At 56.2% G+C, this 23,381-nt stretch carries 20 protein-coding genes and 1 pseudogene; 13 read left to right on the top strand and 8 right to left on the bottom strand.

Translation table 11 applies throughout. The features are described from left to right. Positions 1-73: 73 nt before the first annotated feature. From FO014_RS05260 to FO014_RS05250, 3 genes are all read left to right on the top strand, one after another. On the top strand, positions 74-619 hold the full coding sequence (locus FO014_RS05260; RefSeq protein WP_111737661.1) for a type IV secretion protein Rhs: 546 nt from the start codon (positions 74-76) through the stop codon (positions 617-619). Positions 620-622: 3 nt separating this feature from the next. Further along, on the top strand, positions 623-1,024 hold the full coding sequence (locus FO014_RS05255) for a putative T6SS immunity periplasmic lipoprotein (RefSeq protein ID WP_145961158.1): 402 nt from the start codon (positions 623-625) through the stop codon (positions 1,022-1,024). A gap of 177 nt (positions 1,025-1,201) precedes the next feature. Then, a complete protein-coding gene (locus FO014_RS05250; protein ID WP_160028183.1) occupies positions 1,202-1,672 on the top strand; it encodes a DUF943 family protein in 471 nt (156 codons plus the stop codon). Between the two features lie 175 nt (positions 1,673-1,847). Here FO014_RS05250 and FO014_RS05245 read toward each other — a convergent pair whose 3' ends face one another. Next, the gene (locus tag FO014_RS05245) at positions 1,848-2,186 is read right to left on the bottom strand and encodes a helix-turn-helix domain-containing protein (RefSeq protein ID WP_160031358.1); all 339 of its coding nucleotides are present in this window, start codon (positions 2,184-2,186) and stop codon (positions 1,848-1,850) included. Between the two features lie 299 nt (positions 2,187-2,485). Between FO014_RS05245 and FO014_RS05240 the strand changes: the two genes are divergently transcribed. Beyond that, positions 2,486-3,379 carry a LysR family transcriptional regulator gene (locus FO014_RS05240; protein ID WP_160028181.1) on the top strand — a complete coding sequence of 298 codons (894 nt, stop codon included), beginning with the start codon at positions 2,486-2,488 and terminating at the stop codon, positions 3,377-3,379. A 34-nt stretch (positions 3,380-3,413) separates the two neighbouring features. Here the strand turns inward: FO014_RS05240 and FO014_RS05235 are convergent, their stop codons facing one another. Continuing rightward, positions 3,414-4,403 carry an aldo/keto reductase gene (locus FO014_RS05235; RefSeq protein WP_160028179.1) on the bottom strand — a complete coding sequence of 330 codons (990 nt, stop codon included), beginning with the start codon at positions 4,401-4,403 and terminating at the stop codon, positions 3,414-3,416. 26 nt (positions 4,404-4,429) lie between these two features. Continuing rightward, positions 4,430-4,582, bottom strand: a pseudogene (locus FO014_RS24235) (aldo/keto reductase); the annotation flags it as partial. A gap of 774 nt (positions 4,583-5,356) precedes the next feature. Here FO014_RS24235 and FO014_RS05225 point away from each other — a divergent pair. The 5 genes from FO014_RS05225 (at position 5,357) to FO014_RS05205 (ending at position 13,109) form a co-directional block, all read left to right on the top strand. Further along, positions 5,357-5,917, top strand: coding sequence for a L,D-transpeptidase family protein (locus FO014_RS05225; protein ID WP_160028177.1), 561 nt, complete (start codon positions 5,357-5,359; stop codon positions 5,915-5,917). A 96-nt stretch (positions 5,918-6,013) separates the two neighbouring features. After that, positions 6,014-7,084 carry a LacI family DNA-binding transcriptional regulator gene (locus FO014_RS05220; RefSeq protein ID WP_160031357.1) on the top strand — a complete coding sequence of 357 codons (1,071 nt, stop codon included), beginning with the start codon at positions 6,014-6,016 and terminating at the stop codon, positions 7,082-7,084. Between the two features lie 167 nt (positions 7,085-7,251). Next, positions 7,252-10,335 carry a beta-galactosidase gene (locus FO014_RS05215; RefSeq protein ID WP_160028175.1) on the top strand — a complete coding sequence of 1,028 codons (3,084 nt, stop codon included), beginning with the start codon at positions 7,252-7,254 and terminating at the stop codon, positions 10,333-10,335. Between the two features lie 50 nt (positions 10,336-10,385). After that, positions 10,386-11,636: an MFS transporter gene (locus FO014_RS05210; RefSeq protein WP_160031356.1), complete on the top strand. Its 1,251-nt coding sequence runs from the start codon at positions 10,386-10,388 to the stop codon at positions 11,634-11,636. 171 nt (positions 11,637-11,807) lie between these two features. Then, positions 11,808-13,109 carry a mechanosensitive ion channel family protein gene (locus FO014_RS05205; RefSeq protein ID WP_160031355.1) on the top strand — a complete coding sequence of 434 codons (1,302 nt, stop codon included), beginning with the start codon at positions 11,808-11,810 and terminating at the stop codon, positions 13,107-13,109. Positions 13,110-13,152: 43 nt separating this feature from the next. Here FO014_RS05205 and FO014_RS05200 read toward each other — a convergent pair whose 3' ends face one another. Continuing rightward, positions 13,153-14,640 carry a UbiD family decarboxylase gene (locus tag FO014_RS05200; RefSeq protein WP_160028173.1) on the bottom strand — a complete coding sequence of 496 codons (1,488 nt, stop codon included), beginning with the start codon at positions 14,638-14,640 and terminating at the stop codon, positions 13,153-13,155. Between the two features lie 401 nt (positions 14,641-15,041). Between FO014_RS05200 and FO014_RS05195 the strand changes: the two genes are divergently transcribed. From FO014_RS05195 to feaR, 3 genes are all read left to right on the top strand, one after another. Next, positions 15,042-15,251: a DUF4762 family protein gene (locus FO014_RS05195; RefSeq protein ID WP_160028171.1), complete on the top strand. Its 210-nt coding sequence runs from the start codon at positions 15,042-15,044 to the stop codon at positions 15,249-15,251. Between the two features lie 395 nt (positions 15,252-15,646). Then, on the top strand, positions 15,647-15,856 hold the full coding sequence (locus FO014_RS05190; protein WP_160028169.1) for a DUF4762 family protein: 210 nt from the start codon (positions 15,647-15,649) through the stop codon (positions 15,854-15,856). Between the two features lie 245 nt (positions 15,857-16,101). Continuing rightward, a complete protein-coding gene (feaR, locus tag FO014_RS05185; RefSeq protein ID WP_160028167.1) occupies positions 16,102-17,016 on the top strand; it encodes a transcriptional regulator FeaR in 915 nt (304 codons plus the stop codon). 28 nt (positions 17,017-17,044) lie between these two features. On the opposite strand, the gene FO014_RS05180 is transcribed toward feaR, so the two are convergent. The 3 genes from FO014_RS05180 to tehB all read right to left on the bottom strand — a co-directional run bounded on the left by FO014_RS05180 (position 17,045) and on the right by tehB (position 20,131). Next, positions 17,045-18,544, bottom strand: coding sequence for an aldehyde dehydrogenase family protein (locus tag FO014_RS05180; protein WP_160028165.1), 1,500 nt, complete (start codon positions 18,542-18,544; stop codon positions 17,045-17,047). 164 nt (positions 18,545-18,708) lie between these two features. Further along, positions 18,709-19,347 (bottom strand): leucine efflux protein LeuE, encoded by a 639-nt coding sequence (leuE, locus tag FO014_RS05175; RefSeq protein WP_105229955.1) that lies wholly within the window; start codon positions 19,345-19,347, stop codon positions 18,709-18,711. A 175-nt stretch (positions 19,348-19,522) separates the two neighbouring features. Further along, positions 19,523-20,131 (bottom strand): tellurite resistance methyltransferase TehB, encoded by a 609-nt coding sequence (gene tehB / locus FO014_RS05170; protein WP_160028163.1) that lies wholly within the window; start codon positions 20,129-20,131, stop codon positions 19,523-19,525. 168 nt (positions 20,132-20,299) lie between these two features. On the opposite strand from tehB, the gene FO014_RS05165 reads away from it, so the two are divergent. After that, positions 20,300-21,403: a DUF1615 domain-containing protein gene (locus FO014_RS05165; protein ID WP_160028161.1), complete on the top strand. Its 1,104-nt coding sequence runs from the start codon at positions 20,300-20,302 to the stop codon at positions 21,401-21,403. A 49-nt stretch (positions 21,404-21,452) separates the two neighbouring features. Here the strand turns inward: FO014_RS05165 and FO014_RS05160 are convergent, their stop codons facing one another. Next, positions 21,453-23,132, bottom strand: a complete 1,680-nt coding sequence (locus tag FO014_RS05160; protein ID WP_160028159.1) for an alpha-keto acid decarboxylase family protein — start codon at positions 23,130-23,132, stop codon at positions 21,453-21,455. Positions 23,133-23,381: the final 249 nt, after the last annotated feature.

Here is a 23,381-nt window from a genome sequence, read left to right as displayed (position 1 = left end):
CTCTGTAGTAAATTTTTGTATAATCGTTACCATGTTATCCGTAGACACTGGAATTGTCACAAGGATAACGCGAATGGAGCAGAATACGGAAATAAAGGAAGGGACGTTACGTCGATTGACGTTGGGTGAAATAGCGATGGCTCGTCAGGTTTTTGGAAACAGAATTGTTTATAGCCGCGTTTGGGTACACTGTGATAGCTACTTTCCCTTTGGTTTGCAGAGTCCTGATTATGCTATGGCACCTAATGGTGAACTTTGGTTCAGGGAAGAAGGATATTCCTCTGATTTTTCAGCAAGCTCTGTCTCTGATGAGAGAAAGCATGTCTTTATCCATGAGTTAGGCCACGTTTGGCAACACCAGCATGGACAATGGGTAAGGGTGAGAGGCCTATTCAGTTGGGCCGCCAATTATTACTATAAGCTCGATAAAGGTAAACTGACCGATTACTCTCTTGAACAGCAGTCATCCATCATTGCTGATTACTGGTTGATGATTGTATATGGAATAGACAGGTGGAAGTATTTTCAGGTACAAGGAAGGCAAGGTAGATACCGCGGTAATGATGATATCCGGGCTATCCCAACGATCTATCGAAAAATTGTCACAGGAAGGAAGTAACGAATGAAAAGGTTTTTTGTTTTGTATTCTGTTTTTCTCATCTCTGGTTGTCCGGGGCCTGGCGATCGTATGCCGGAAACGGTATACGCGGATGTTAAGCTAAAGGATAATTCACCGTGTGTCTTATACCCTGCTAAGTTAGGCGATCGTATTACCTCGATTCAAATTTATAATGAAATGGATGAGCCATTTAGGAAATTATTTGATGATTCACCATTTCATCCTGCGTATGGTCAGTGTTTACCTATGTTTGGTTATCATTTTAATCCAGGTAAATCGTATGTGATTTATTATGGTTTAGATAATGACAGCGCAGAGCGGCAAAAATTGATTCAAGCTGATTTTGCTATTGATAATGAAAGCAAGGTTATCAATAAAGAACATGGTGATAAAAATATTCCGTAGTGATTGTATTATTCATTGTGTCATTGATGGTGAGTAAGTCGGCTTCTCAGGCTTTAACCTATCTTTGGGGTGATAATGCTATGGCGTTGGCTTCCATATTGTCTTTGTATGTTGCGCAGGAAATTAACTATGGCGTTCGGTGTTAGCATACATTTTAGGACGCTCATGGAGAATATTATGAAAGTAAGGAGTGACATTTTACGCTATGCATCATTATTTCTAGTCGGTTGTATACTTGTCGGATATATACTCTATTTATCGTTACGGACTGTAGGGATTGCTGCTGTTTATACTAATGATAACTTCAGCGACGTCTTGGTAACCAATTTTCCGCTCACCGATAAAGGTAAAATAAACTGGTGGTTGGAGAATAAGGGTAAGTTAAGTGAAAACTATGGTATACCTAACCCATCTCCTGATTCTGGACGTTTCTCCATTACTTTTTGGGATTTTGGCAGCGGCTATAAAGAGGAAGGGAAGTATGACAGGCTGTGTTTTGATGCCAGGAAAGCCAAGGATAATTGTATTGATAAGAACGCCGTGTTTTCCGTAAGACAGATAAAAAATGATCGTACGTTATTGATTACATATGACGGCCGCTATTTACTGCAAGATAACGGAGAGGTGGTCAACGTTGAGCGTGAGTAATAGCGATGCCTATTGCATCTATAAAGGTCGGTTTGGCAGCCAGCAAGACTCTGCATCATCGTGGCGCCACCCGGCACGTTTGCCGAAGAGTAGGCACTTTCGCCCTGAGGTTGGCGTCTACCATGCACAATCAGCGATAAAAATACGCCCATTAGGCGCGAGCAGGGGTGTTGTTTCAGCCCTGCATTCTCTTCATATCCCGGTACTTTGACGGTGGCAGCTTATAATTCCTTGAAAATACTCTGGTAAACGTCTGCTGTGAATCAAAGCCGTATTTACAAACAATGTCGATAATCGGGGCGTTGGTTTCAACTAGTTCCTTTTCTGCCAGTGCTAACCTTTTCTCCCTTATATATTTTCCGATGCTGATTTTTTGCACCTGAGAAAAAATACGCTGCAGGTGCCATTTGGAATAGCCGGCCCGGGATGCCACATCCTCAATCCGCAGGGGCTTATGAATGTTTGAGTCAATCCATAGGGTTATTTCTTCGATGATGTCTTCTGTTTTTATCATGATTTCACCCTTGATAGCCGCTGTCCTGACCAGGCGCTCGGCGTGTCTTTTCCTGTCATGACGCTCAGTGCGCGGGGCCATGTGCTGAACCACTCAGTTAGGCCCATCGGGGCGGTATGAGTTTGATTATCTGCGCACGTTTTTCAATATGTGATATACACCGCCGCAAAAAATGCCAGCCAGTTCCGGTTTGTTGACGATAGGGAAAGAATATCAATTATCATTATTGTTAGTAACGGGGCTAAAATGATTGCATCTATGAATGGCTTTCATGAGTGTTGTAAATAAGGAAACCGTTAATGCTGAAAGAGAACTTCAACGAACTGCAGAGCTTTCTTGTGGTTGCCAGGGAGAGAAGTTTTACCAAGGCGGCCGCTAAGCTTGGGGTTTCGCAGTCCGCGCTCAGCCATGCGATGAAGGCGCTGGAAGGGCGGTTGAATATACGCCTGCTGACCCGGACCACCCGCAGCGTTGCGCCGACGGAAGCCGGCGAAAGAATCATTGCCTGTCTGGAACCACGCATTACCGATCTGGAGCAGGAGCTGGAGGCGCTGATTCAGCTCAACGGTACCGCCTCCGGGAATATCCGCCTGTCGGCGGGGGAGCATGCCGCACGCAGCCTGGTGTGGCCAAAGTTGAAACCGTTCCTTCGGGAATATCCGCAAATCAATGTCGAACTGGTGGTGGATAATGGCTTTGTCGATGTTGTCGCCGGGCGTTACGATGCCGGCGTGCGGCTTGGTGAAAGCGTCGATAAGGACATGGTTGCCGTGAAAATAGGACCGGATATGCGTCTGGCGGTCGTCGGCGCGCCGGAGTATTTTGCGGCTAACCGCATTCCGCAGACGCCGCATGAGCTTCAGTATCATCGATGCATCAATATGCGTCTGCCCACCGCCGGTGGACTGTATCACTGGGAGTTTGAAAAGGACGGGAAGCCGCTGCGCGTCAGGGTTGAAGGGCAGCTGACGTTGAATCTGCTGTCGGAAAGGATGGATGCGGTGTTGTCGGGATTCGGCCTTGCCTGTGTGCCCGAAGATATGGTGCAGGAGCAGGTTGCATCCGGGGAACTCGTCCAGGTTCTGCAGGAATGGTGCCCCTCATTTCCGGGGTATTATCTGTATTATCCCAGCCGTAAGCAGCATCCGCCCGCCTTTGCGATGATGATAGATGCGCTGCGCTATTCGGAGTAACCGGCCTGCGGTGTGCCGCAAGCCGGTTTAAGCCTTACCGGCCGACGCGGGCCTGCAGCGCGGCGGGGTAGCGCTCGCCGACGATTTTCACCGCCTCCAGCGCCTGGGACATCTTGCGCAAATCGTCCTGAGACAGGGGGATGGCGGCGGCCCCCAGGTTCTCCTCCAGCCGGTGCAGTTTTGTGGTGCCGGGGATGGGCGCAATCCACGGTTTTTGCGCCAGTAGCCACGCCAGCGCAATCTGCGCCGGGGTCGCGCCTTTTTCTGCGGCAAGTTCGCCCAGCAGCGTGAGCAGTTTTTCATTGGCTTCAATCGCTTCTGCCGCAAAGCGCGGTACTTTGCTGCGGAAATCGTCCGCGCCGAACGTTGTCCCGGTGGTGATGGCGCCGGTCAGGAACCCCTTTCCTAACGGACTGAACGGCACAAAGCCAATTCCCAACTCTTCCAGCAGCGGCAGGATTTCCTGCTCGGGTTCACGCCACCACATTGAGTATTCACTCTGCAGAGCGGTGACCGGCTGGACGGCATGTGCACGGCGAATGGTTTTCGCTCCGGCTTCGGAAAGGCCAAAGTGTTTGACCTTGCCTTCGGCAATCAGATCTTTCACCGTGCCCGCCACGTCTTCGATCGGGACATCGGGATCGACGCGGTGCTGGTACAGCAGATCAATCACCTCGGTGTTGAGGCGGCGCAGTGAACCTTCCACCGCTTCACGGATGTGTTCCGGGCGGCTGTTTAAAATCTGCTGCTTGTTGTCATCACCAAAGGTAAAGCCAAATTTAGTGGCGATAACCACCCGATCGCGCAGCGGCTTCAGGGCTTCGCCCACCACCTCTTCATTCAGGTACGGGCCATAGACTTCAGCGGTATCGAAGAAAGTCACGCCGCGCTCAACGGCGGCGCGAATCAGTTCGACGGCCTGGCGGGTATCAGTCGCCGGGCCATAGCCGTAGCTCAGCCCCATGCAACCCAGTCCTAATGCCGACACTTCCAGGCCGGATTTACCAAGATAACGTTTTTGCATCGATAACTACCTCTTCTGTGGCGGGATTAAACGTCGAGTTTACGATTGGTCTGCCATTCCACTCTGGCCGGGTCATGGCGTGAGAAGAACGCGCTGCTTGCGGTATCAAGAGCGGTAATCTGCAGCATCTCTTCGGGGTTGAGTTCAGCATCGAGGACGTTGATATTTTCTTCTATGCGTACATGCTGATAGGCTGTAGCTGTATTCAATCAGGCGATACCCCGTTTCAATGGCGTCAGTAACGGCGCGCTCGCATTCGGCGGAATTTGTGAGCGGGTACACGCCAAAGCCCGGCAGGGGCATATCAATATTGTTGTTCAGTTTTACTGTTTGCATGGCGTTACCCTTTCATCGTGGAGTGGGAAGAGCATAACGCAGAGGGATTTATTTGATTAGAGGGGGTAATTTGCTAGGGCTAATTAGAGAAGCTCATTAATCTTGTCTGAGCGTTGCTAGTGGCAACCTTGTTATGGCGGTTTTTCCTGCAGGAATCGGGTAATTCGAATTATCACTCTCTGAAGGTTCTGAGGAACAGCCCGGTAGCAAAAATGACGAACTCAACATGTTGATGCTAATTATGCCATTCATTAAATAATTTCAATTGTCCATGATTGTTTTTTATTTATTGATATTTTAAATAATCACTATCGGTCCTGATTTGCAGTTTTTGTAGTAATCTTGGTGTTGATTGTTTTTATGGCGTTTTTCCAGCGTTTTTGGGATTCGTTTACTCTATGCTTTAGCTCCTGATTATTTTATTTTTCTTGGTCGCTGGTGATGGATTCATATAATATGCTGCGGAATAGTTGATATATAGTCTTAGGCCTGCGACGGAAGGAACCCTATATCCATTTTTCGCAGAACAGTCGCGGAGTACCGGCGGCGAACAATTTAGCTCAAGAACCCGTGGCTGAGCACCTTGTTCGGCCTATTTTTATGGATATTTCACATTTATGTATCGTCTCAAACGCTCAGTGCGTTACCTGCTTGTTTTTCTTATGCTGCTGGTGCTTTGCCCGCTGGCTTATAACTGGCTGATGGCGCGCTTTGGCTACGGCGCGCCGCCGGCGCCGCGCTCAGCGGCAGAGCAGGTTGACCAGGTGCTGATTCGCAAGGCGTCGCGCACGTTGAGCCTGCTGAAGGACAACCGGGTGGTCGCCAGTTACCCTATTGCACTAGGGGGGGCAGCAGACGGCGGGGCGAAAACGCGCGAGGGCGATCGGAAAACGCCGGAAGGCGATTACACCATCGATTGGCGCAACTCCCGCTCCAAGTATTTTCTCAGCCTGCATATCTCTTACCCGGATGCTGACGATATCGCGCAGGCCAAAGCGGGCGGTTATTCGCCTGGCAGCCATATTATGATCCACGGACAGCCCAACGGCTGGGGATGGCTGGCGCCGTTGCTGCAGCGTATGGACTGGACCGATGGCTGTATCGCGGTGACCAACGCTGAGATGCAGGACGTGTGGTCGCGGGTGCCGGCCGGTACGCCGGTACGTATTGAGCCGTAAACCAGCGGGGGCCTGCGGCGCTCCTTTGCCCGGTGACGAAAAATCTTGCCGGCTGTGGCATGATAGCGCGGATAACTTTGGAATCAGGGGATGAATGTGAAACCGGTCACGCTATACGATGTTGCAGCGCATGCGGGCGTCTCTTATCAGACCGTCTCCCGCGTGGTTAACCAGGCCAACCACGTTTCCGCCAAAACCCGTGAGAAAGTCGAGGCCGCAATGGCGGCGCTCAATTATATCCCCAACCGCGTCGCCCAGCAGCTGGCGGGCAAGCAGATGCCGCTGATCGGCGTCGTCACCGCCAACCTGGCGCTGCATGCGCCGTCACAAATCGTTGCCGCCATTAAGTCCCGCGCCGACCAGGCCGGCGCCAGCGTAGTGATCGGCATGGTCGAACGCAGCGGCGTGGAGGCGTGCCGGGCGGCGGTGCATAACCTGCTGACGCAGCGGGTCAACGGGCTGATTATCAACTACCCGCTGGATGAAGACGATGCGCTCGCCGTTGCCAAGGCCTGCGGCAACGTGCCGGTGGTGTTCCTCGATGTTTCCGATAGCTACCCCGTTAACAGCATTATTTTCTCTCATGACGACGGCGCGCGGCTGGGGGTCGAACATCTGCTGCAGCACGGTCATCAACGCATAGCGCTGCTGGCGGGGCCGCGTTCTTCCATCTCGGCGCGGCTGCGGCTGGCGGGCTGGCATAAGTATCTGGCGCAGCATCAGCTGCAGCCCGTTGCGGAAATTGAAGGCGACTGGAGTGCGATGTCCGGTTTTCAACAGACGTCGCAGATGCTGAACGATGGCACATTGCCCACGGCGATGCTGGTCGCCAACGATCAGATGGCGCTGGGGGCGATGCGCGCGATAAGCGAGTTCGGCCTGCGCGTCGCGGCTGATATTTCGTTGATTGGCTATGACGATACTGAAGACAGCTCCTGCTATATTCCGCCGCTGACCACCATCAAGCAGGACTTCCCGCAGCTGGGGCTGAGCAGCGTCGACAGATTGCTGCAACTCTCCCGTGGCGAGTCCGTCACCGGCAACCAACTGCTGCCGGTCACGCTGGTCAAACGTAAAACCGTCCTGCCGTTCAACGCACTGGCCTCTTCACCGCAGGCGTTGGCCGAATCGCTGCTGCAGCTTGCGCGGCAGGTTTCACGTCTGTAAGCGCACGGTCGTGCGCTGTGGCGAAGCGCTCACATTTTTTCACCAAATGGCGCCATTAATGTGAGTCGGCTCACTCATTAAACAGCTACTCCTTTACAGAAATTGCCCCGTCTCCGTATGTTCTTTATCAATTGTGAGCGGATATCAATTTTTGATAGGACATAGCCATGACCCTGAATACGGATTCACTTGCCGCCGTTCTGGCGCGTCGTGACTGGGAAAACCCCGGCGTGACACAGCTTAACCGTCTGGAGGCCCACCCGCCTTTTTGCAGTTGGCGCAATGCCGATGAGGCGCGACATAACCACCACGCCGACCGGGTGCGCAGCCTGAACGGCGACTGGAAATTTGCCTGGTTTTCCGCGCCGGAAGCGGTGCCGGAAAGCTGGCTGCTGAACGATCTGACCGATGCTGACACCGTGACCGTGCCCTCTAACTGGCAGATGGACGGTTACGATGCGCCAATCTACTCCAACATTACCTATCCGTTTCCGGTCGATCCGCCGCAGGTGCCGGCCGACAATCCTACGGGCTGTTACTCGCTCACATTCAGTTTGGATAAGCAGGCGATACGCGGTGAGCAGACCCGTATCATCTTTGACGGTGTGAACTCCGCGTTCCATCTGTGGTGCAACGGGCGCTGGGTCGGCTACGGCCAGGACAGCCGCCTGCCGTCCGAATTCGATCTCAGCGATTTTCTGGTCAACGGTGAAAACCGTCTGGCGGTCATGGTGCTGCGCTGGAGCGACGGCAGCTATCTGGAGGATCAGGATATGTGGCGGATGAGCGGTATTTTCCGCGACGTCTCCCTGCTGCATAAACCGGCGGCGCACATCGGCGATCTGCGCATCACGACCCGTTTTAACGATGATTTTAGCCGCGCGTGTCTGGAGGCCGAGGTCAGGATGGCGGGGGAACCGCGTGACGATTTACGCGTCACCGTTCAACTGTGGCGGGATGACTCGTTGACGGCAGAGGCCAGTGCGCCTTTCGGCAGCGCCGCCATTGATGAGCGCGGCGCCTACGCCGAGCGCGCTACGCTGCGGCTGGAGGTTGAACGCCCGGCGCTGTGGAGTGCGGAAACCCCTCACCTGTACCGCGCCGTGGTGCTGCTGCAGCGCGCCGATGGCACGCTGGTTGAGGCGGAAGCCTGCGATGTCGGCTTCCGTCAGGTCAGCATTGAAAACGGTCTGCTGTTGCTGAACGGCAAACCGCTGCTGATTCGCGGCACCAACCGCCACGAGCATCATCCGCAGCGCGGCCAGGTGATGGACGAAGAGACTATGCTGCAGGACATTCTGCTGATGAAGCAGCATAACTTTAACGCGGTGCGCTGCTCCCACTACCCGAATCATCCGCGCTGGTACACGCTCTGCGACCGCTACGGCCTGTATGTGGTGGACGAGGCGAATATCGAGACGCACGGCATGACGCCGATGAGCCGGCTGAGTGACGATCCGCGCTGGCTGCCGGCCATGAGCCAGCGCGTAACGCGCATGGTGCAGCGCGATCGCAACCACCCGAGCATTATTATCTGGTCGCTGGGCAATGAGTCCGGCCACGGCGCCAACCACGATGCCCTTTACCGCTGGCTGAAAACGGACGATCCGTCGCGCCCGGTGCAGTATGAGGGCGGCGGCGCGAATACCGCGGCGACCGATATTATTTGCCCAATGTATGCGCGCGTCGATCAGGATCAACCGTTCCCCGTCGCGCCAAAATGGTCGATCAAGAAGTGGCTGTCGATGCCGGGAGAGCAGCGCCCGCTGATTCTCTGTGAATATGCCCACGCTATGGGCAACAGCCTCGGCGGCTACGCGAAATACTGGCAGGCTTTCCGCCAGTATCCGCGACTGCAGGGCGGTTTTGTCTGGGACTGGGTGGATCAGTCCCTGACCAAGTATGACGCCGACGGTACGCCGTGGGCGGCATACGGCGGCGATTTTGGCGATACGCCCAACGATCGCCAGTTCTGCATGAACGGGCTGCTGTTTGCAGACCGCACGCCGCATCCTTCGCTGTATGAGGCCAAACATGCGCAGCAGCTGTTCCAGTTTACGCTGCTGCCGGGTGATGAGCGCCGGATTGAAGTCGTCAGCGAGTATTTGTTCCGCCATAGCGATAACGAAGTGTTGCACTGGTCGATTGCGCAGGACGGCCGGCCGCTGGCCACGGGAGAGGTGGTGCTGGATATCGCTCCTCAGGGCCGTCAGCTGATCACCTTACCGGCCGTGCCGATGCCGGAAGCGGCGGGGCAGCTGTGGCTGACGGTGCACGTGGCGCAGCCGCAGGCGACGGCATGGTCACCGGCCGGGCATATCAGCGCCTGGCAGCAGTGGGCGCTGGAGGAAAAACTCGACGTGCAGCCTGCCGCGTACGCCGACGAGGCTCCGCAGCTGACCAGCAGTGAGACGCATTTTAGTATTGCGTTGGGTGATAAGCGCTGGGAATTCTGCCGCCGGCAGGGCGTACTGATGCAGTACTGGATCGGTGAAGAGGCGCAGCTGCTGAGCCCGCTGCGCGACCAGTTCACCCGCGCGCCGCTGGATAATGACATCGGCGTCAGCGAGGTGACCCGCATCGACCCGAACGCCTGGGTTGAACGCTGGAAGGCCGCCGGCCACTACCGGGCAGAGGCCGCGCTGCTGCAGTGCGAGGCCGAAGCGCTGCCCCGTGCGGTGCTGATCACCACCGCGCATGCCTGGCAGCATCAGGGAGCAACGCTGTTTATCAGCCGCAAAACCTATCGCATCGACGGCCGTGGCGATCTGCAGATTACGGCGGAGGTTGAGGTCGCCAACGGCACGCCGCCGCCGGCGCGCATCGGCCTGAGCTGCCAGCTGTCGCAGCTGGCGCAGCGCGTGAACTGGCTGGGGCTGGGGCCGCACGAGAATTACCCGGACCGCCTGACCGCCGCCTGCTTTGACCGCTGGGAGCAGCCGCTGGAGGCGATGTACACCCCGTACGTCTTCCCGTGCGAAAACGGCCTGCGCTGCGGCACCCGCGAACTGCAATATGGCGCGCACCGCTGGCGTGGCGACTTCCAGTTCAACATCAGCCGTTATAGCCAGCAGCAGCTGATGGAAACCAGCCATCGTCACCTGCTGCAGCCGGAGGCGGGCGTCTGGCTGAATATTGACGGTTTCCATATGGGGATCGGCGGCGACGACTCCTGGAGTCCTTCCGTTGCACCGGAATACCTGCTCAGCGCCGGGCGCTATCGCTACCAGCTGGTCTGGGGTCAAAAATAATAAGCGGGCAGGCCTGGGCCTGCCCATTTTTTTAACTGAGGAAATCCATGATGTATTATTTAAAAAATACTAATTTTTGGATGTTCGGTTTTTTCTTCTTCTTTTACTTTTTTATTATGGGAGCCTATTTCCCATTCTTCCCTATCTGGCTACACGAAATTAATCATATCAGCCAACGGGATACCGGCGTTATTTTTGCCTGTATTTCTCTGTTTTCCCTGCTGTTCCAGCCAGTTTTCGGGCTGCTCTCCGATAAGCTCGGCCTACGTAAACATCTGCTGTGGGTGATCACCGGTATGCTGGTGATGTTTGCCCCGTTCTTTATTTACGTCTTCGGGCCGCTATTACAGTTCAATATCTTACTGGGCTCGATCGTCGGCGGGATTTACCTCGGCTTTATTTACAACGCCGGCGCGCCGGCGATTGAGGCCTATATTGAAAAAGTCAGCCGCCGCAGCAGCTTTGAATTCGGCCGTGCGCGCATGTTTGGCTGCGTGGGCTGGGCGCTGTGCGCTTCGATCGTCGGCATTATGTTTACCATCAACAACGAATTTGTGTTCTGGCTGGGTTCCGGCTGTGCCGTGATTCTGGCGCTGCTGCTGTTCTTTTCACGCACCGATACGCACTCTTCTGCGGTGGTGGCGGACGCCGTGGGCGCCAATCAGAGCGCCTTTAGCCTGAAGCTGGCCCTGGAACTGTTCAAACAGCCGAAGCTGTGGTTCCTCTCGCTGTACGTGGTGGGTGTCTCCTGCACCTACGATGTGTTTGACCAGCAGTTCGCCAACTTTTTCACCTCTTTCTTCGCCTCCGGTGAACAGGGTACCCGGGTGTTCGGCTATGTCACCACGCTGGGCGAGTTGCTGAACGCCACCATCATGTTTTTTGCACCGCTGATCGTCAACCGTATCGGCGGCAAGAATGCGCTGCTGCTGGCGGGCGCCATTATGTCGGTGCGTATTATCGGCTCCTCGTTTGCCACCTCGGCGCTGGAAGTGGTGATCCTGAAAACGTTGCATATGTTTGAGGTGCCGTTCCTGATTGTCGGCTGTTTCAAATATATCACCAGCCAGTTTGAGGTGCGCTTTTCGGCCACCATCTATCTGGTGTGCTTCTGTTTCTTCAAGCAGCTGGCGATGATTTTCATGTCGGTGTTTGCCGGCAATATGTATGAAAGCATCGGCTTCCAGGGCGCGTATCTGGTACTGGGGTTGGTTACGCTGGGCTTTACGCTGATGTCCGTGTTCACCCTCAGCGGAGCCGGGCCGTTTTCTCTGCGCCGTGGTGCCAAAGAGGCGGTGTAACGTTATGTCGGATGGCGCGCGCTTGGTCGCGCGTCTTATCAGAACTTCTGGGAGGGGAGATATCGCGTCAAACGGGCAGTTCCATGCGCTCAATCACATGTTTGGTGAAAAAAATCGGCGAAGAGTCGCTATTCTTGTGGCAGGGAATTTTCCTTGATTGAGATCTCTGACATGCAAGAGCTGTTATCTATCTGGAACTGGCTGCTGGCGACGCCGCTGACGTTTTCCCTGTTGTCGATCGCTTTTCTGCTCTTCGCCGGCTTCGTTTCCTTTGTGGTCTGTAAACTGTTCCTGCTGGGCATTGTCAGACGCTTTATCTTACACACCCATAAATCCGATCCGCTGGATAAAGATATGCGGGTCGCCAGACGGCTGGCCAATATTGTGCCGGTGGTGACGGTTTATTTCCTGTCGCGACTGGTGCAGGGGCTGCCGTCAGGGCTGTTGGAAACCATTCAGGCGATCTGCGGCGTGCTGTTCATTATCCACTCTGCGATGCTGATTAATGAACTGCTGGATATCAGCAACAGCGCCTATATCCGCAAGCACGGCGAAAAATCCCACTCGATCAAAGGCTATGTGCAGATCGGCAAGATCATCGTGTCGTCGATCGCCACCATTTTGGTGATCGCCACGCTGTCCAACAAGTCGCCGGTGATCATTATCTCCAGTCTGGGTGCGGTTGCCGCGGTGCTGATGTTTGTGTTCCAGCATACGTTGATTTCGCTGGTGGCCAATATCCAGCTGTCGTCATCCAATGTGATTCAGCTGGGAGACTGGGTGGAGATGCCGCAGGACAATATCAGCGGCGAGGTGACGGATATCGCGCTGCATACCATCACCATCCGCAACTGGGACAACACCGTTTCCCGGGTGCCGACCAAGAACTTTATTACCGAAACCTATACCAACTGGCAGCCGATGTTCTCCTCGGGCGGTCGGCGTATCAAACGCAGTTTCTTTATCGATCAGTCCAGCATCACCTTTGCCGACAGCGCGCTGCTGGAGCGGTTGAAAACGGTATCGCCGGTGAAATTCGCCGGGCTGAGCGACTACCTCAGCGGAAAGATGGAAACGCTGTCCGACGAACAGCTGATCCACCACGGCATTACCAACCTGGGCCTGTTCCGCAAGTATCTGCTTGAGTATCTGAAGGCGCGTGACGATATCCGCAATGATATGTACCTGGTGGTGCGCCAGCTTAGCCCGACTTCCGAGGGGTTGCCTATCGAGGTGTACTGCTTTACCTCGAAGGTGTTTTGGAGCGAGTACGAAGATACGCAGTCGGAAATTTTCGAATACATGTACGCCACCGCCCGCTATTTCGCGCTGGGTATCTATCAGAAGCCATCGGGTATTGATATGAACAATATGATGCCGAAAAGAACGCGCCACGGCGCGCATTCTCTCCCCGCCGATGCGCCGGCGGGGGAGCATTCAGTTGGCGCTCAGGACATCGAGCGCCGCCTTTAGGCTACGGGTGTTGTTGCCATATCACATGCGATAGACCGCGGGATTAAAAGCCGTAATCGCGCCAGCGGCGGTTTACCTGCTGTTTGATCGTCTCAGGGTAGGAGTGTTCAAAATTGGCGGTGGTGGCGCGCTGTCGCCCGGCGAATGCTTCCGGGAACAGACAGTTGATGATCATTTTACCGCCTCTGCCGGCCTGTTTATCCTCGGCGTCCAGATACGGCACCATGGGAATGCCGGGGCTGTCGCTAAAGTCATGGAAATCACGTTTCGGATGGCTGCGGGTCGCCAGCGCCCAGACCACCTGATTGATATCGGTGATATCGATATCGTTGCCGACCAGGAGAATTTTCGGCACCAGCCAGGCGACGTGCGAGTTGAAAAATTTTTCGGCAATCAGCTGCACCAGGCTGTCGGCGTCGGTGTTCAGCACCGCCAGTTTGTCGATATCCACCGACAGCACCAGCCAGCAGGTGGCGGCCTCATAGGAACACCAGGCCATATCGATCGGCAGTTGCTGCTGGCGGCAGTGTTTCAGCGCTTCGGCGGAAATCATGGTGCCCCACAGCGTGTGGTTTTCTTCCGGCGGCGTACCGGCGACGCAGATTGGCAAAATGGCGCGATCGCGATAGCTCACCGCCTTGACGTGGAACAGCGGCTGCGGCTTACCTTCGGCGAACGCGTAGCCGTGGTACTCGCCCATCGGGCCTTCCATCGCGGTTTGCCCGACGCTGATCTCGCCTTCCACCACGATTTCCGCCGAGGCCGGCACGTACAGATCGTTGGTTTCACATTTGACTACCTCCACCGGCTGGCCGGTCAGCGCACCGATATAGCCCGGTTCGCTGACCCAGGCGGGCAGCGGCATACCGGCGACCGCCATCGCCGCCGGCGGTGCGCCCAGCACCATCGCCCAAGGGGTATTCTTGCCCTGTTCACGCCACATTTGATGGATCATGCCGATATGCTGTTGCGCCATCGCCGGGCCGACCAGCGTGCGCCGATCGTGCAGCATGGCGCGTGCCACGGACCAGCTGTCCCAGCGGCCGTCGGGTGACTGCACCACGTGGAAGCCGTAAGTGGCGAAGTAACGGCCGCCGTCTTCCTGGTGCAGCAGCGGAATGGGAAAGCGGTGCAGATCGACGTCATCGCCCAGCAGCACGTTCTGCTTGCAGGGTGCGTTGCTGACCTGAACCGGCGTAATAGGCGTCCGATCGCCGGCGCTGATAATCGTCTCCAGTATTTCGCGCGGCGTGGCGTTTTTCGGCAGGCCGAAGTGGGCGGCGAGACGGGCATAGCGCTGGCCGTCGCGGCGGCTTAATCCAGCCGGCGCGCCGAGGATCCTGAAGCCGTGCGGGTTATTCTCCAGCGCCTGAAACAGCGGCGCCGGGGCTCCGGTTTCATAAACCTTGCGGGTAATCGCGCCGGCTTCCAGCTCAGGGCTGACGGCGACGTCAATCTCCAGCAGTTCCTGATGCGCGCGCAAGTAGTCGATAAACTGGCGAAAGTCCGTGGCGGCAGGCTGATGGTTCATGTTTTTCTCCTCAATCACAGGTTGTTATCACCCGTCAGACTAGCTGAGAAGAGAGGACGAGTCTGTGCGTAAGGTGGTGGTGGGGCGTATCAGTGCTTGTCGCCGATTTTTTATTGTTCGGTATAAAGGGGCGGACGGATAAACGATAAGCTTTTCGCTTTATAACTTTATGTATCATTTATTTTGTGCATATAAAAAGGGTATGCTTTTGAGATTATTCTTGCTTTTAATTGGGGGTGTTTCTGTTTGTGGCCGGCGGTAGTGGAATGACATTGACTCTTTTTTTTATCGATCCATATAATTAATTTGCGTGAGAGTCATATTTATCTTGGTTATTATTGAAAGTAAATCAAGATATTTTCTTATGCAAACACACTAATATCATTATTAAGGATAACAAAATGAAAAAGATGACCATGATGGAATCTTCCAACATCATCGGCGGTTTCTATAACTGTACAGCGACCACCTTTGAGAAAACCACGGTAGGCGGCGCTGAAGCTTGTACCGCCGTCAGAAACTGCACCAATAAGTTTGGTCAGCCGACGAAAGTCATGTTCTATGTGCCAATGGGCAACTGCTCTGCCACCGCGGCTCCAGCTGCAAAATAATCTGTTTTACCGGGTGCGGCGGACCGCCGCACCCTGGCCGCTTTCGTTCACTTCAATAACGCCATTCTTAGCAATATCACAGCGGGTTGGTATCGGCTTGGCGATTCACCTTGTTGATGTGACCTGATTCCCTCCCTCTACCGGAGGGGTATTATTTTTACCCCCTGATGTTTTATTTGTCTTCAATGCCATCACGTTTTTGAATCTCGCGAGTATTCCATTTAAATAGTCAGCTATATCCCGTTATTCTCTGTTTGCGTTGACAATAATTTACTCTTTCAGCATTAGTGATTAGACTTAATGATGTAGGGGAAGTGCCATCCATATATTTTATCCCTGTAGGGTTGGTGTTTTTCTTATTTGATATATCAATGTAATCATATAAGGATATTACAGTGAAAAAAATGACCATGAAGAACGCTGATAAGGTGATTGGCGGCTATATTCTTTTCTGTAGCATGGAAAAATTTGAATGGGGCGCCGGGGGAAATAGCAACCTCTGTTATTCGGTCGTTGAGTGCCGTAATAAGTATGGTGTACCGAACAAGACGATCAACGTTGTGGCCAGGAACAACTGTCCCGAAAAACCAACGACAACGCCTTAAGCGCTGAGCCTGTCAGTTCGAGATAACTATTAGTAATAACTTCGGGGGCGGTGGTTCTGCCGCACCCGATTTTTTGTCAGTTATGCCGTTTATCTCCGTAGTCTCGCCGCTGTTCGGTGCAAACTTGTGATCGCATCGCTAAATCTCCCTTGTGTTGTTGCGTAAAAGTTAACGAGTGACTATGTTGGCTGAACGATCGACGCCGCTGTTATCTGCGTCACTGCTGATAGCTGGAAGGGGACATTATGGCGGTTACCGTACAGGCCCGGAGTGCCGGTTTTGACGAATGGCTGCAAAGCATCAACGCGGCCTGCGGGCGTTTTCGCGCCACAACGCTGGGGCCGGCGTTCAGCGGCGCGATGCAGGCATACCATACGCATGCGCTGCGGCTGAGCATCGTTGATGCGGCGCAGACGCGGCTGTACCGCACCCGGCGGGAGGTCGCCCAGAGCAATGGCGGCTACTTTTTTACCGTCTTTCAACTGCGCGGCAGCGCCCTGATGGAGCAGGGGGAAAGGCAGGCATGCCTGTCGGCAGGCGATATGACGCTGATTGACGCCGGACGGCCCAGCAATTTCTTGTTCCAGCATGATTCGCAGCAAATCTCGCTGCTTTTGCCGCGTCACTATCTTGAAGAGCCAGCGCGTCGCGGCAAGGTGCCGTGCGCCGTGCGTCTTGACGCCGGGAGTTCGCTGGTCAGATTCAATCATCAGCTGGTGCGCGGCTATATCGACAGCCCGATGCTGGGGGCGGAAGAGAGTGAGGCCATGCTGAACGCGCTGGCCAGCCTGCTGCGCCCGCTGCTGGTCGGCGGGGAAGCGACGGGAGAGGAGGGCGAACGCGGGTTTAATCAGGCGCTACGCTTTATCGATCGCCATATTCAGTCCGAGCGTTTGCGGCCGGAGTGGGTGGCGGAGGAGATCGGCATGTCGCTGCGTACGCTGTACCGGCTGTTTGCCCGCCACGGGCTGGTGGTGGCGCAATATATTAAACAGCGCCGCCTGGAACTGTGCGCGCAGGCGCTGCGCCATGCGCCGGCATGGCAAAAATTATCCCATCTTAGCGATGACTGGGGGTTTCGCGACCACAGCCATTTTTCCACCGCGTTTAAAACGCACTTTGGCATTTCGCCCAGCGAATACCGCAAGCGCTATCAGTAAGCCCCCGGCCGGGCCGGGGGAAGGGCGTTCAGTAGCGGATACAGACAGATTTGCTTTCGGTGTAGGCATCCAGCCAGTCCGGGCCGAAGTCGCGGCCGCTGCCTGACTGCTTAAAGCCGCCGAACGGCATATTGGCGTCAATCAGCGTATGGGTGTTGACCCACACCGTCCCGGCCTGAATGCGCGGCGTATAGGCCATCGCGGTTTGCAGGCTGGTGGTCCACAGGCTGGCGGTCAGGCCGTAATCGGTATCGTTGGCCTTCTGCAGCGCCTCTTCACCGTCAGCCACCCGAATCAGGTTGACCACCGGGCCGAACACCTCTTCGCGCGTCAGGTTGAGGCTGTCGTCCGGGTTGACCACCAGCGTCGGCGGAATATAGAAGCCGTCGCCCGCCGGGCCGCTGGCGCCGCCGATCAGCTCGGCGCGCTTGTTTCTGGCGTCTTCCAGATAGGCGGCGACTTTGTCGCGGTGCGCGCGGGAAACCAGCGGGTTGATCTGCGCCGCCGGATCCATCCCCGGCCCGACGCTGAGGGATTTCACCGCCTGCTCAAAGCCGGCGACCAGTTGGTCGTAGATCGGCGCTTCAATATAGATCCGCGAGCTGGCGGCGCACACCTGGCCCTGATTCAGGAAGCTGCCCATCATCAGACCCTCAACCACCTGCGGGATATCGGCGTCTTTCAGCACGATGGCCGGGTTCTTGCCGCCCAGTTCCAGCGTCACGCGCGTCAGCCGGTCAGCGGCGGCGCGGGCGATGCCCTTGCCGACGGCGGTCGAGCCGGTAAAGCTGACTTTGGCGACCAGCGGATGTTCGGTCAGCGCTTTGCCGCAGACGGCACCGCTGCCGGTCACCACGTTGAATACCCCCGGCGGCACGCCGGCTTCGCTGGCCAGTTCAGCCATCCGCAGCAGGGTCAGCGGCGTGGTTTCCGACGGTTTAATCACGATTGAACAGCCGGCGGCCAGAGCCGGCATCACTTTCCAGATGCCGATCATCAGCGGGAAGTTCCACGGCACGATGCCGGCCACCACGCCGATCGGCTCTTTGCGGATATATACCTGGTAGTTGGCGCCCGGCGGCATCGGAATGGAAACGTCCAGCGTCTGGCCGGTGATTTTGGTGCTCAGCCCGGCGGCATAGCGCATCCAGTTCAGGGTGCAGCCCACTTCGAACGCGCGGGAGATATTGATGGATTTGCCCTGTTCCAGCGTTTCCAGCTGCGCCAACTCTTCGGCGTGCTGCTCTACCAGATCGGCATAGCGCAGCAAAATACGTTCACGCTCGGCCGGCAGGCGCCGTGACCAGACGCCGTCGCTGAACGCCCGATGAGCGGATTGCACCGCGCGGGCGACATCGTCCGCACTGGCGTCGGCGCTGGTGGCGATCTGTTTGCCGTCGGCGGGGTTATAGACCGGCAGCCGCGTCGCAGACTGCGAGCTCTGCCACTGTCCATCGATATACAAGCCGTGCTGACGTTCAAGAAAGCGCAACACGTTGTCCATCACTGCTACGGTAGTATCAGGCATATGCCCTCCTGTCATACGAAGAGATCGATCGGGAAAAACTTCACCGACTTAGAATAATCGCGATGGCGGGAGGAAAATTTGCTCTGTCTGACATTCGGTTTGTCCGCCGTGACAAAATGACGGCGGCATACCGGGGCGTTAAGGCGCCCCGGTTTTGGCGCGGTTCAGGAGCTGAGCGTCGCCAGGCGGGTGGCAAAGCCGAGGAACAGCAGGCCGATCAGGCCGTTGCCCAGTTTGGCCAGCCGTTTTTTATGGCTGAAGAAGTGCGCCAGCATGCTGCCGGCAAAGATCAGCGTGCTCATATAGATAAAGCTGACCGATTCCAGAATCAGCGCCAGAATGGTGTAAGACAGGCCGGTATGCGCGTAGTTGAAGTCGATAAACTGCACGAAGAAAGATACGTAAAACAAAATCGCCTTGGGGTTGGTCAGGCTGAGCGTCAGCGACTTGCGCAGAATGCTGTGGCTGTCTTCCAGCGTCTGGTGTTCCGGCAGATTTTTTTGCACAAAGTTGGCGTAGAGGATCTTCACGCCGAGGAACAGCAGATAAATTGCCCCCAGATAACGCACCAGCGTAAACAGCAGCGGCGTAGTGCGGATCAGCGTGGCTACGCCGATATAGGCGCAAAAAATCAAAATAGCGTCGCCGATAAATACGCCGAGGGCGGCGGTGTAACCGGCGCGGATGCCGCGGGAGATGCCGGTTTTCAGTACGAACAGGGTATTAGGGCCGGGCAGCACGATAATAAATATCACCCCGGCCAGATAGGTCCATAAATTCAGGACGCCGAAACTTTCTAACACGATAACCTCTCAAAATGCCTGGCCGCATCTGCGCGTTGATCGTCGCGAAGCAGCGCGGCGTGCGGCGTAATCCCTGGCCCGTCTTTTGGCCGGGCGCGATCCTAACGCCGCGCGCCGAGATTGGCAACGCGATTCCCGCTTCGGCGTGCAGATAATCGGCCCTTGCGGGCGGTCGTCAGAGTGCGGACGGCTTGCGCGCCAGCAGCGTGGCGAAGCGCAGCTTGATGCGGTTGCCGTTGGCGTCGGTTTTATGCAGTTCGCCGACGTCTTCGTTGTATTTCACTATCTGCCAGTCCTGATAGTATTTTTTCAGTTCATCGGGCTTAAAGGCGAAGGGGAACGGCAGCGGGCAGGGGAAATCCGGCGTATCCATCGCGGCGACGATCAGGTTATGGCCGCCGCTGACGGTGCTGGCCTGCATATCCTGGATGATTGACGGGATCGCCGCAGGCTGCAGAAACATCATGACTACCGTCGAGAGAATAAAATCATAGTCGCCGTGGAAACGCAGGTTGTTCAGATCCTGCTCGGCGGCCCGGATCGCGCTCAGCCCTTCGGCGTCGATAATGCGGTTCAGCTCGGCGATTGCCACGGCGTTTTTATCCCAGGCGGTGACGTCAAAGCCCTTCAACGCCAGATACAGCGCGTTGCGCCCGCCGCCGCAGCCCAGATCCAGCGCCTTGCCGGCGGGCAGTCGCCCGGCGGCGGCAATCACTTCCGAGTGGGTGCGGGTTAAGCCATATTTCTGATGAAAGTAGTCTTCCGGCTGAATGTCTGCGGACATGGTGTGCTCCTTGTTCGGGTTGAGTTTTAAATTGCATGTAAAATACACCTTATTGAGCCGGCTTGCCATCGCAGAATCGGTACGGCGGATTTTCCCGCGTGGGGCTGGATCATCCGGCGCGGCTGGGATAACGTCTTGGGCGCACATACCTTAACGATCAGGGAAAAGATGCCTAACTATCGAACATTTACCGGTCGCGCGCTGACGCTGACCGCGCTGCTGGTGTTGGCCGGCTGTACCAGCAAAATCACGCCGCAGGCGCCAAGCCGCACTCCGGCGGAGGTGAAGGCACAGGTGGTCAAACTGATGCCGGCCAACGCGCAGAACAAGCAGGGATGGGCCGGCGACATTAGCGCAGCCTTTGCCGCCCAGGGGCTCGACGCCAGCGATGAAAACCTGTGCGCCGTGCTGGCGGTGACCGAGCAGGAGTCCACCTTCCATGCCGACCCGCAGGTGCCGGGGCTGTCGAAAATCGCCTGGCAGGAGATCGACCGCCGGGCCGATAAGCTGCATATCCCGCATTTTGTGGTGCGCACCGCGCTGCTGCTCAAGTCATCCAACGGCAAAAGCTACAGCGAGCGTCTGGACAAGGTGCGCAGTGAAAAAGAGCTGAGCGCCATCTTCGACGACTTTATCGATATGGTGCCGATGGGGCAGCGCCTGTTCGGCAATCTCAATCCGGTGCATACCGGCGGGCCGATGCAGGTCAGCATCGCTTTTGCCGAGGCGCATGCCAAAGGCTACCCGTACTCGGTCGACGGCTCTATTCGTCGCGAAGTGTTCAGCCGCCGCGGCGGCATGTATTTCGGCATTATGCACCTGCTGGATTATCCGGCCAATTACAGCCGCTCGCTGTACCGCTTCGCCGACTTTAACGCCGGCTGGTACGCCAGCCGCAACGCCGCTTTCCAGAGCGCGGTCAGCCAGGTCAGCGGCATTCCGCTGGCGCTGGACGGCGATTTGATTATTTATGGCAGTGATAAGCCGGGCACCACCGAACTGGCGGTACGCACGCTGGCGAAGCGGCTGGATATCAGTCATTCCGCCATTCGTCGTGCGCTGGAGAAAGGGGATACGCTGGAGTTTGAAGACACCGATCTGTATCAGCAGGTGTTTGCGCTGGCGGAAAACACCGCCGGAAAAAAACTGCCGCGTGAAATGCTGCCGGGCATCACCCTGGAAAGCCCGAAAATCACCCGTAAGCTGACCACCGCCTGGTTCGCCAAACGGGTGGACGAGCGTCGTCAGCGCTGTATGACGCGCGCCCGTTAAGACGGCATGCGGCCGGCGGGGCGAAGCCTTACGCCGGCCGCAGAGGCGGTTATGCGCTGCGGCGCGGGTTGGTCAGGCCGAAGTTAAAGCTGTTGCAGCGGTTGCAGAACTCTTTCATCACCGGCGGCGTATCCATCATCGGCAGTTTTACCTCGATAAACGCCAGCGTCTCCTGACGCGAGGTGTGTTCCAGCGCCAGTTCTAACTGCTGGCTGGTTGCTACCGCCGCGCAGAACGGCCGCGCCTGGGTATTAAGCACCGCCGGCAGTTTGGCGTAGTCCCACGGGCCGATATCGTTGTAGGACGAATTTTCCCCCAGAATGTAGCGCTCGATGGTGTAGCCGTCGTTATTAATCAGAAAGATGATCGGTTTCTGCTCATAGCGCAGCAGGGTCGAGACTTCTTGCGCGGTCAGCTGGAAGGAGCCGTCGCCGATAAACAGCATATGGCGTCGCTGCGGCGCCGCCATCAGCGTGCCGAGCAGCGCCGGCAGGGTGTAGCCGATCGAGCCCCAGATCGGCTGGTTAACCACTTTTACCCCATCCGGCATCCGCATGCCGCCGACGGCCGCGCCCGAGGTGCCGTTTTCCACCACCAGTACGTCATCCTCACGAATAAAGCGGCTCATTCGCTGCCAGAAATAGGCCTGATCGAGCGGCGAGTCGCTCGGCGCGGCCAACTGGGCGTGCGGGTTAGGCAGCGTTGCCATCGGCGCGGCGTGTGGCCGATCGTCGGCGTCGAGCAGCGCCTGCAGTAAATCAGCGGTCGCCACCGCCGGGTAGGCGGTGTTATCCAGTTTCAGCGAGTAGGGCTGGATATCAACCTGCGCCGCGGCCGGGATTTGGTGGGAGAAATAGCCGGTGGTGGAATCCACCAGACGTACGCCAAAGCTCAGCACGCAGTCGGATTTGGCCATCAGTTCAAACAGCTCCGGACGCGACAGGTTGCCGCTGTAGCCCCCCATCCAGCCGGCGGTCGTCTCCGGAATAATGCATTTGGCGGTTGGCATATTGGTCAGCGCAATGCCGAAGCGTTGCGCCACGGCGATAGTCAGTTGCTGCAGCTGATAGCGGTCAACCATTTGATCGACCAGCATCAGCGGATGTTTGGCGCTGCGCAGCCGCTGCAGCAGCGCCTTGGCGGCCAGCTGCAGGTTGTGCGGATCGCTGGCGGGCAGCTGCGGCGCGGCAACCGGCCCGGCGATATCGATCTGCACCTCGCAGATATCTGACGGCAGCTGCAGATAGACCGGTTTTTTCTCCGTCCAGGCGGCGGCAATCACCCGTGGAATTTCTCTGGCGGCGTTTTCCGGCGTAATCAGCGCCTGGGCGACGGTAAACTGTTTAAAGCAGTTCATCACGTTGTCGAAGTTGCCGTCCGCCAGCGAATGGTGCAGCAGGGCGTGATCTTTCATCGCGTGCAGCGGCGGGGTGCCGGCCAGACAGATCACCGGCGACGACTCGGCATAGGCGCCGGCAATGCCGGACAGCGCGGCCAGATCGCCGACGCCGTAGGTGGTAATCAGCGCGCCGGCGCCGTTGAGACGGGCATAGCCGTCGGCGGCGTAAGAGGCGTTCAGCTCGTTGCAGTTGCCGACAAACTGCACGCTATCGTCATGCTCAATCATTTCCAGCAGCGACAGATTATAATCGCCGGGCACGCCGTAGATATGTTCAATATTCAGGGTGCGAAGTTGTTGCAGGATAAATTGTCCGATAGTGATTTTCATCTCTAGCTCCGAATTCATTGTCTTTTTTGTTTCAGGTAGAAATCAGCAAGCGTGGCTGCTGGCGATGTTGTATTTGTCGGTGTACAGAGGTCGCGAGGCGTTAATGGCATTGCGTCCGTTGCTATAACAGTTATGTAAACACGGGCGGGCTTCAAGACAACGGCGGCTGGCGTCGTATGCCGGAAATGTATGGGGAGCTTTACGTATGAAACTATCTGAAAACGATAAATTGGCAGGCTGATAATGTGC

The organism is Serratia rhizosphaerae (genome assembly GCF_009817885.1).
Taxonomy (GTDB): Bacteria; Pseudomonadota; Gammaproteobacteria; order Enterobacterales; family Enterobacteriaceae; genus Serratia_B; species Serratia_B rhizosphaerae.
This window is presented reverse-complemented; position numbering and strand designations above follow the sequence as displayed.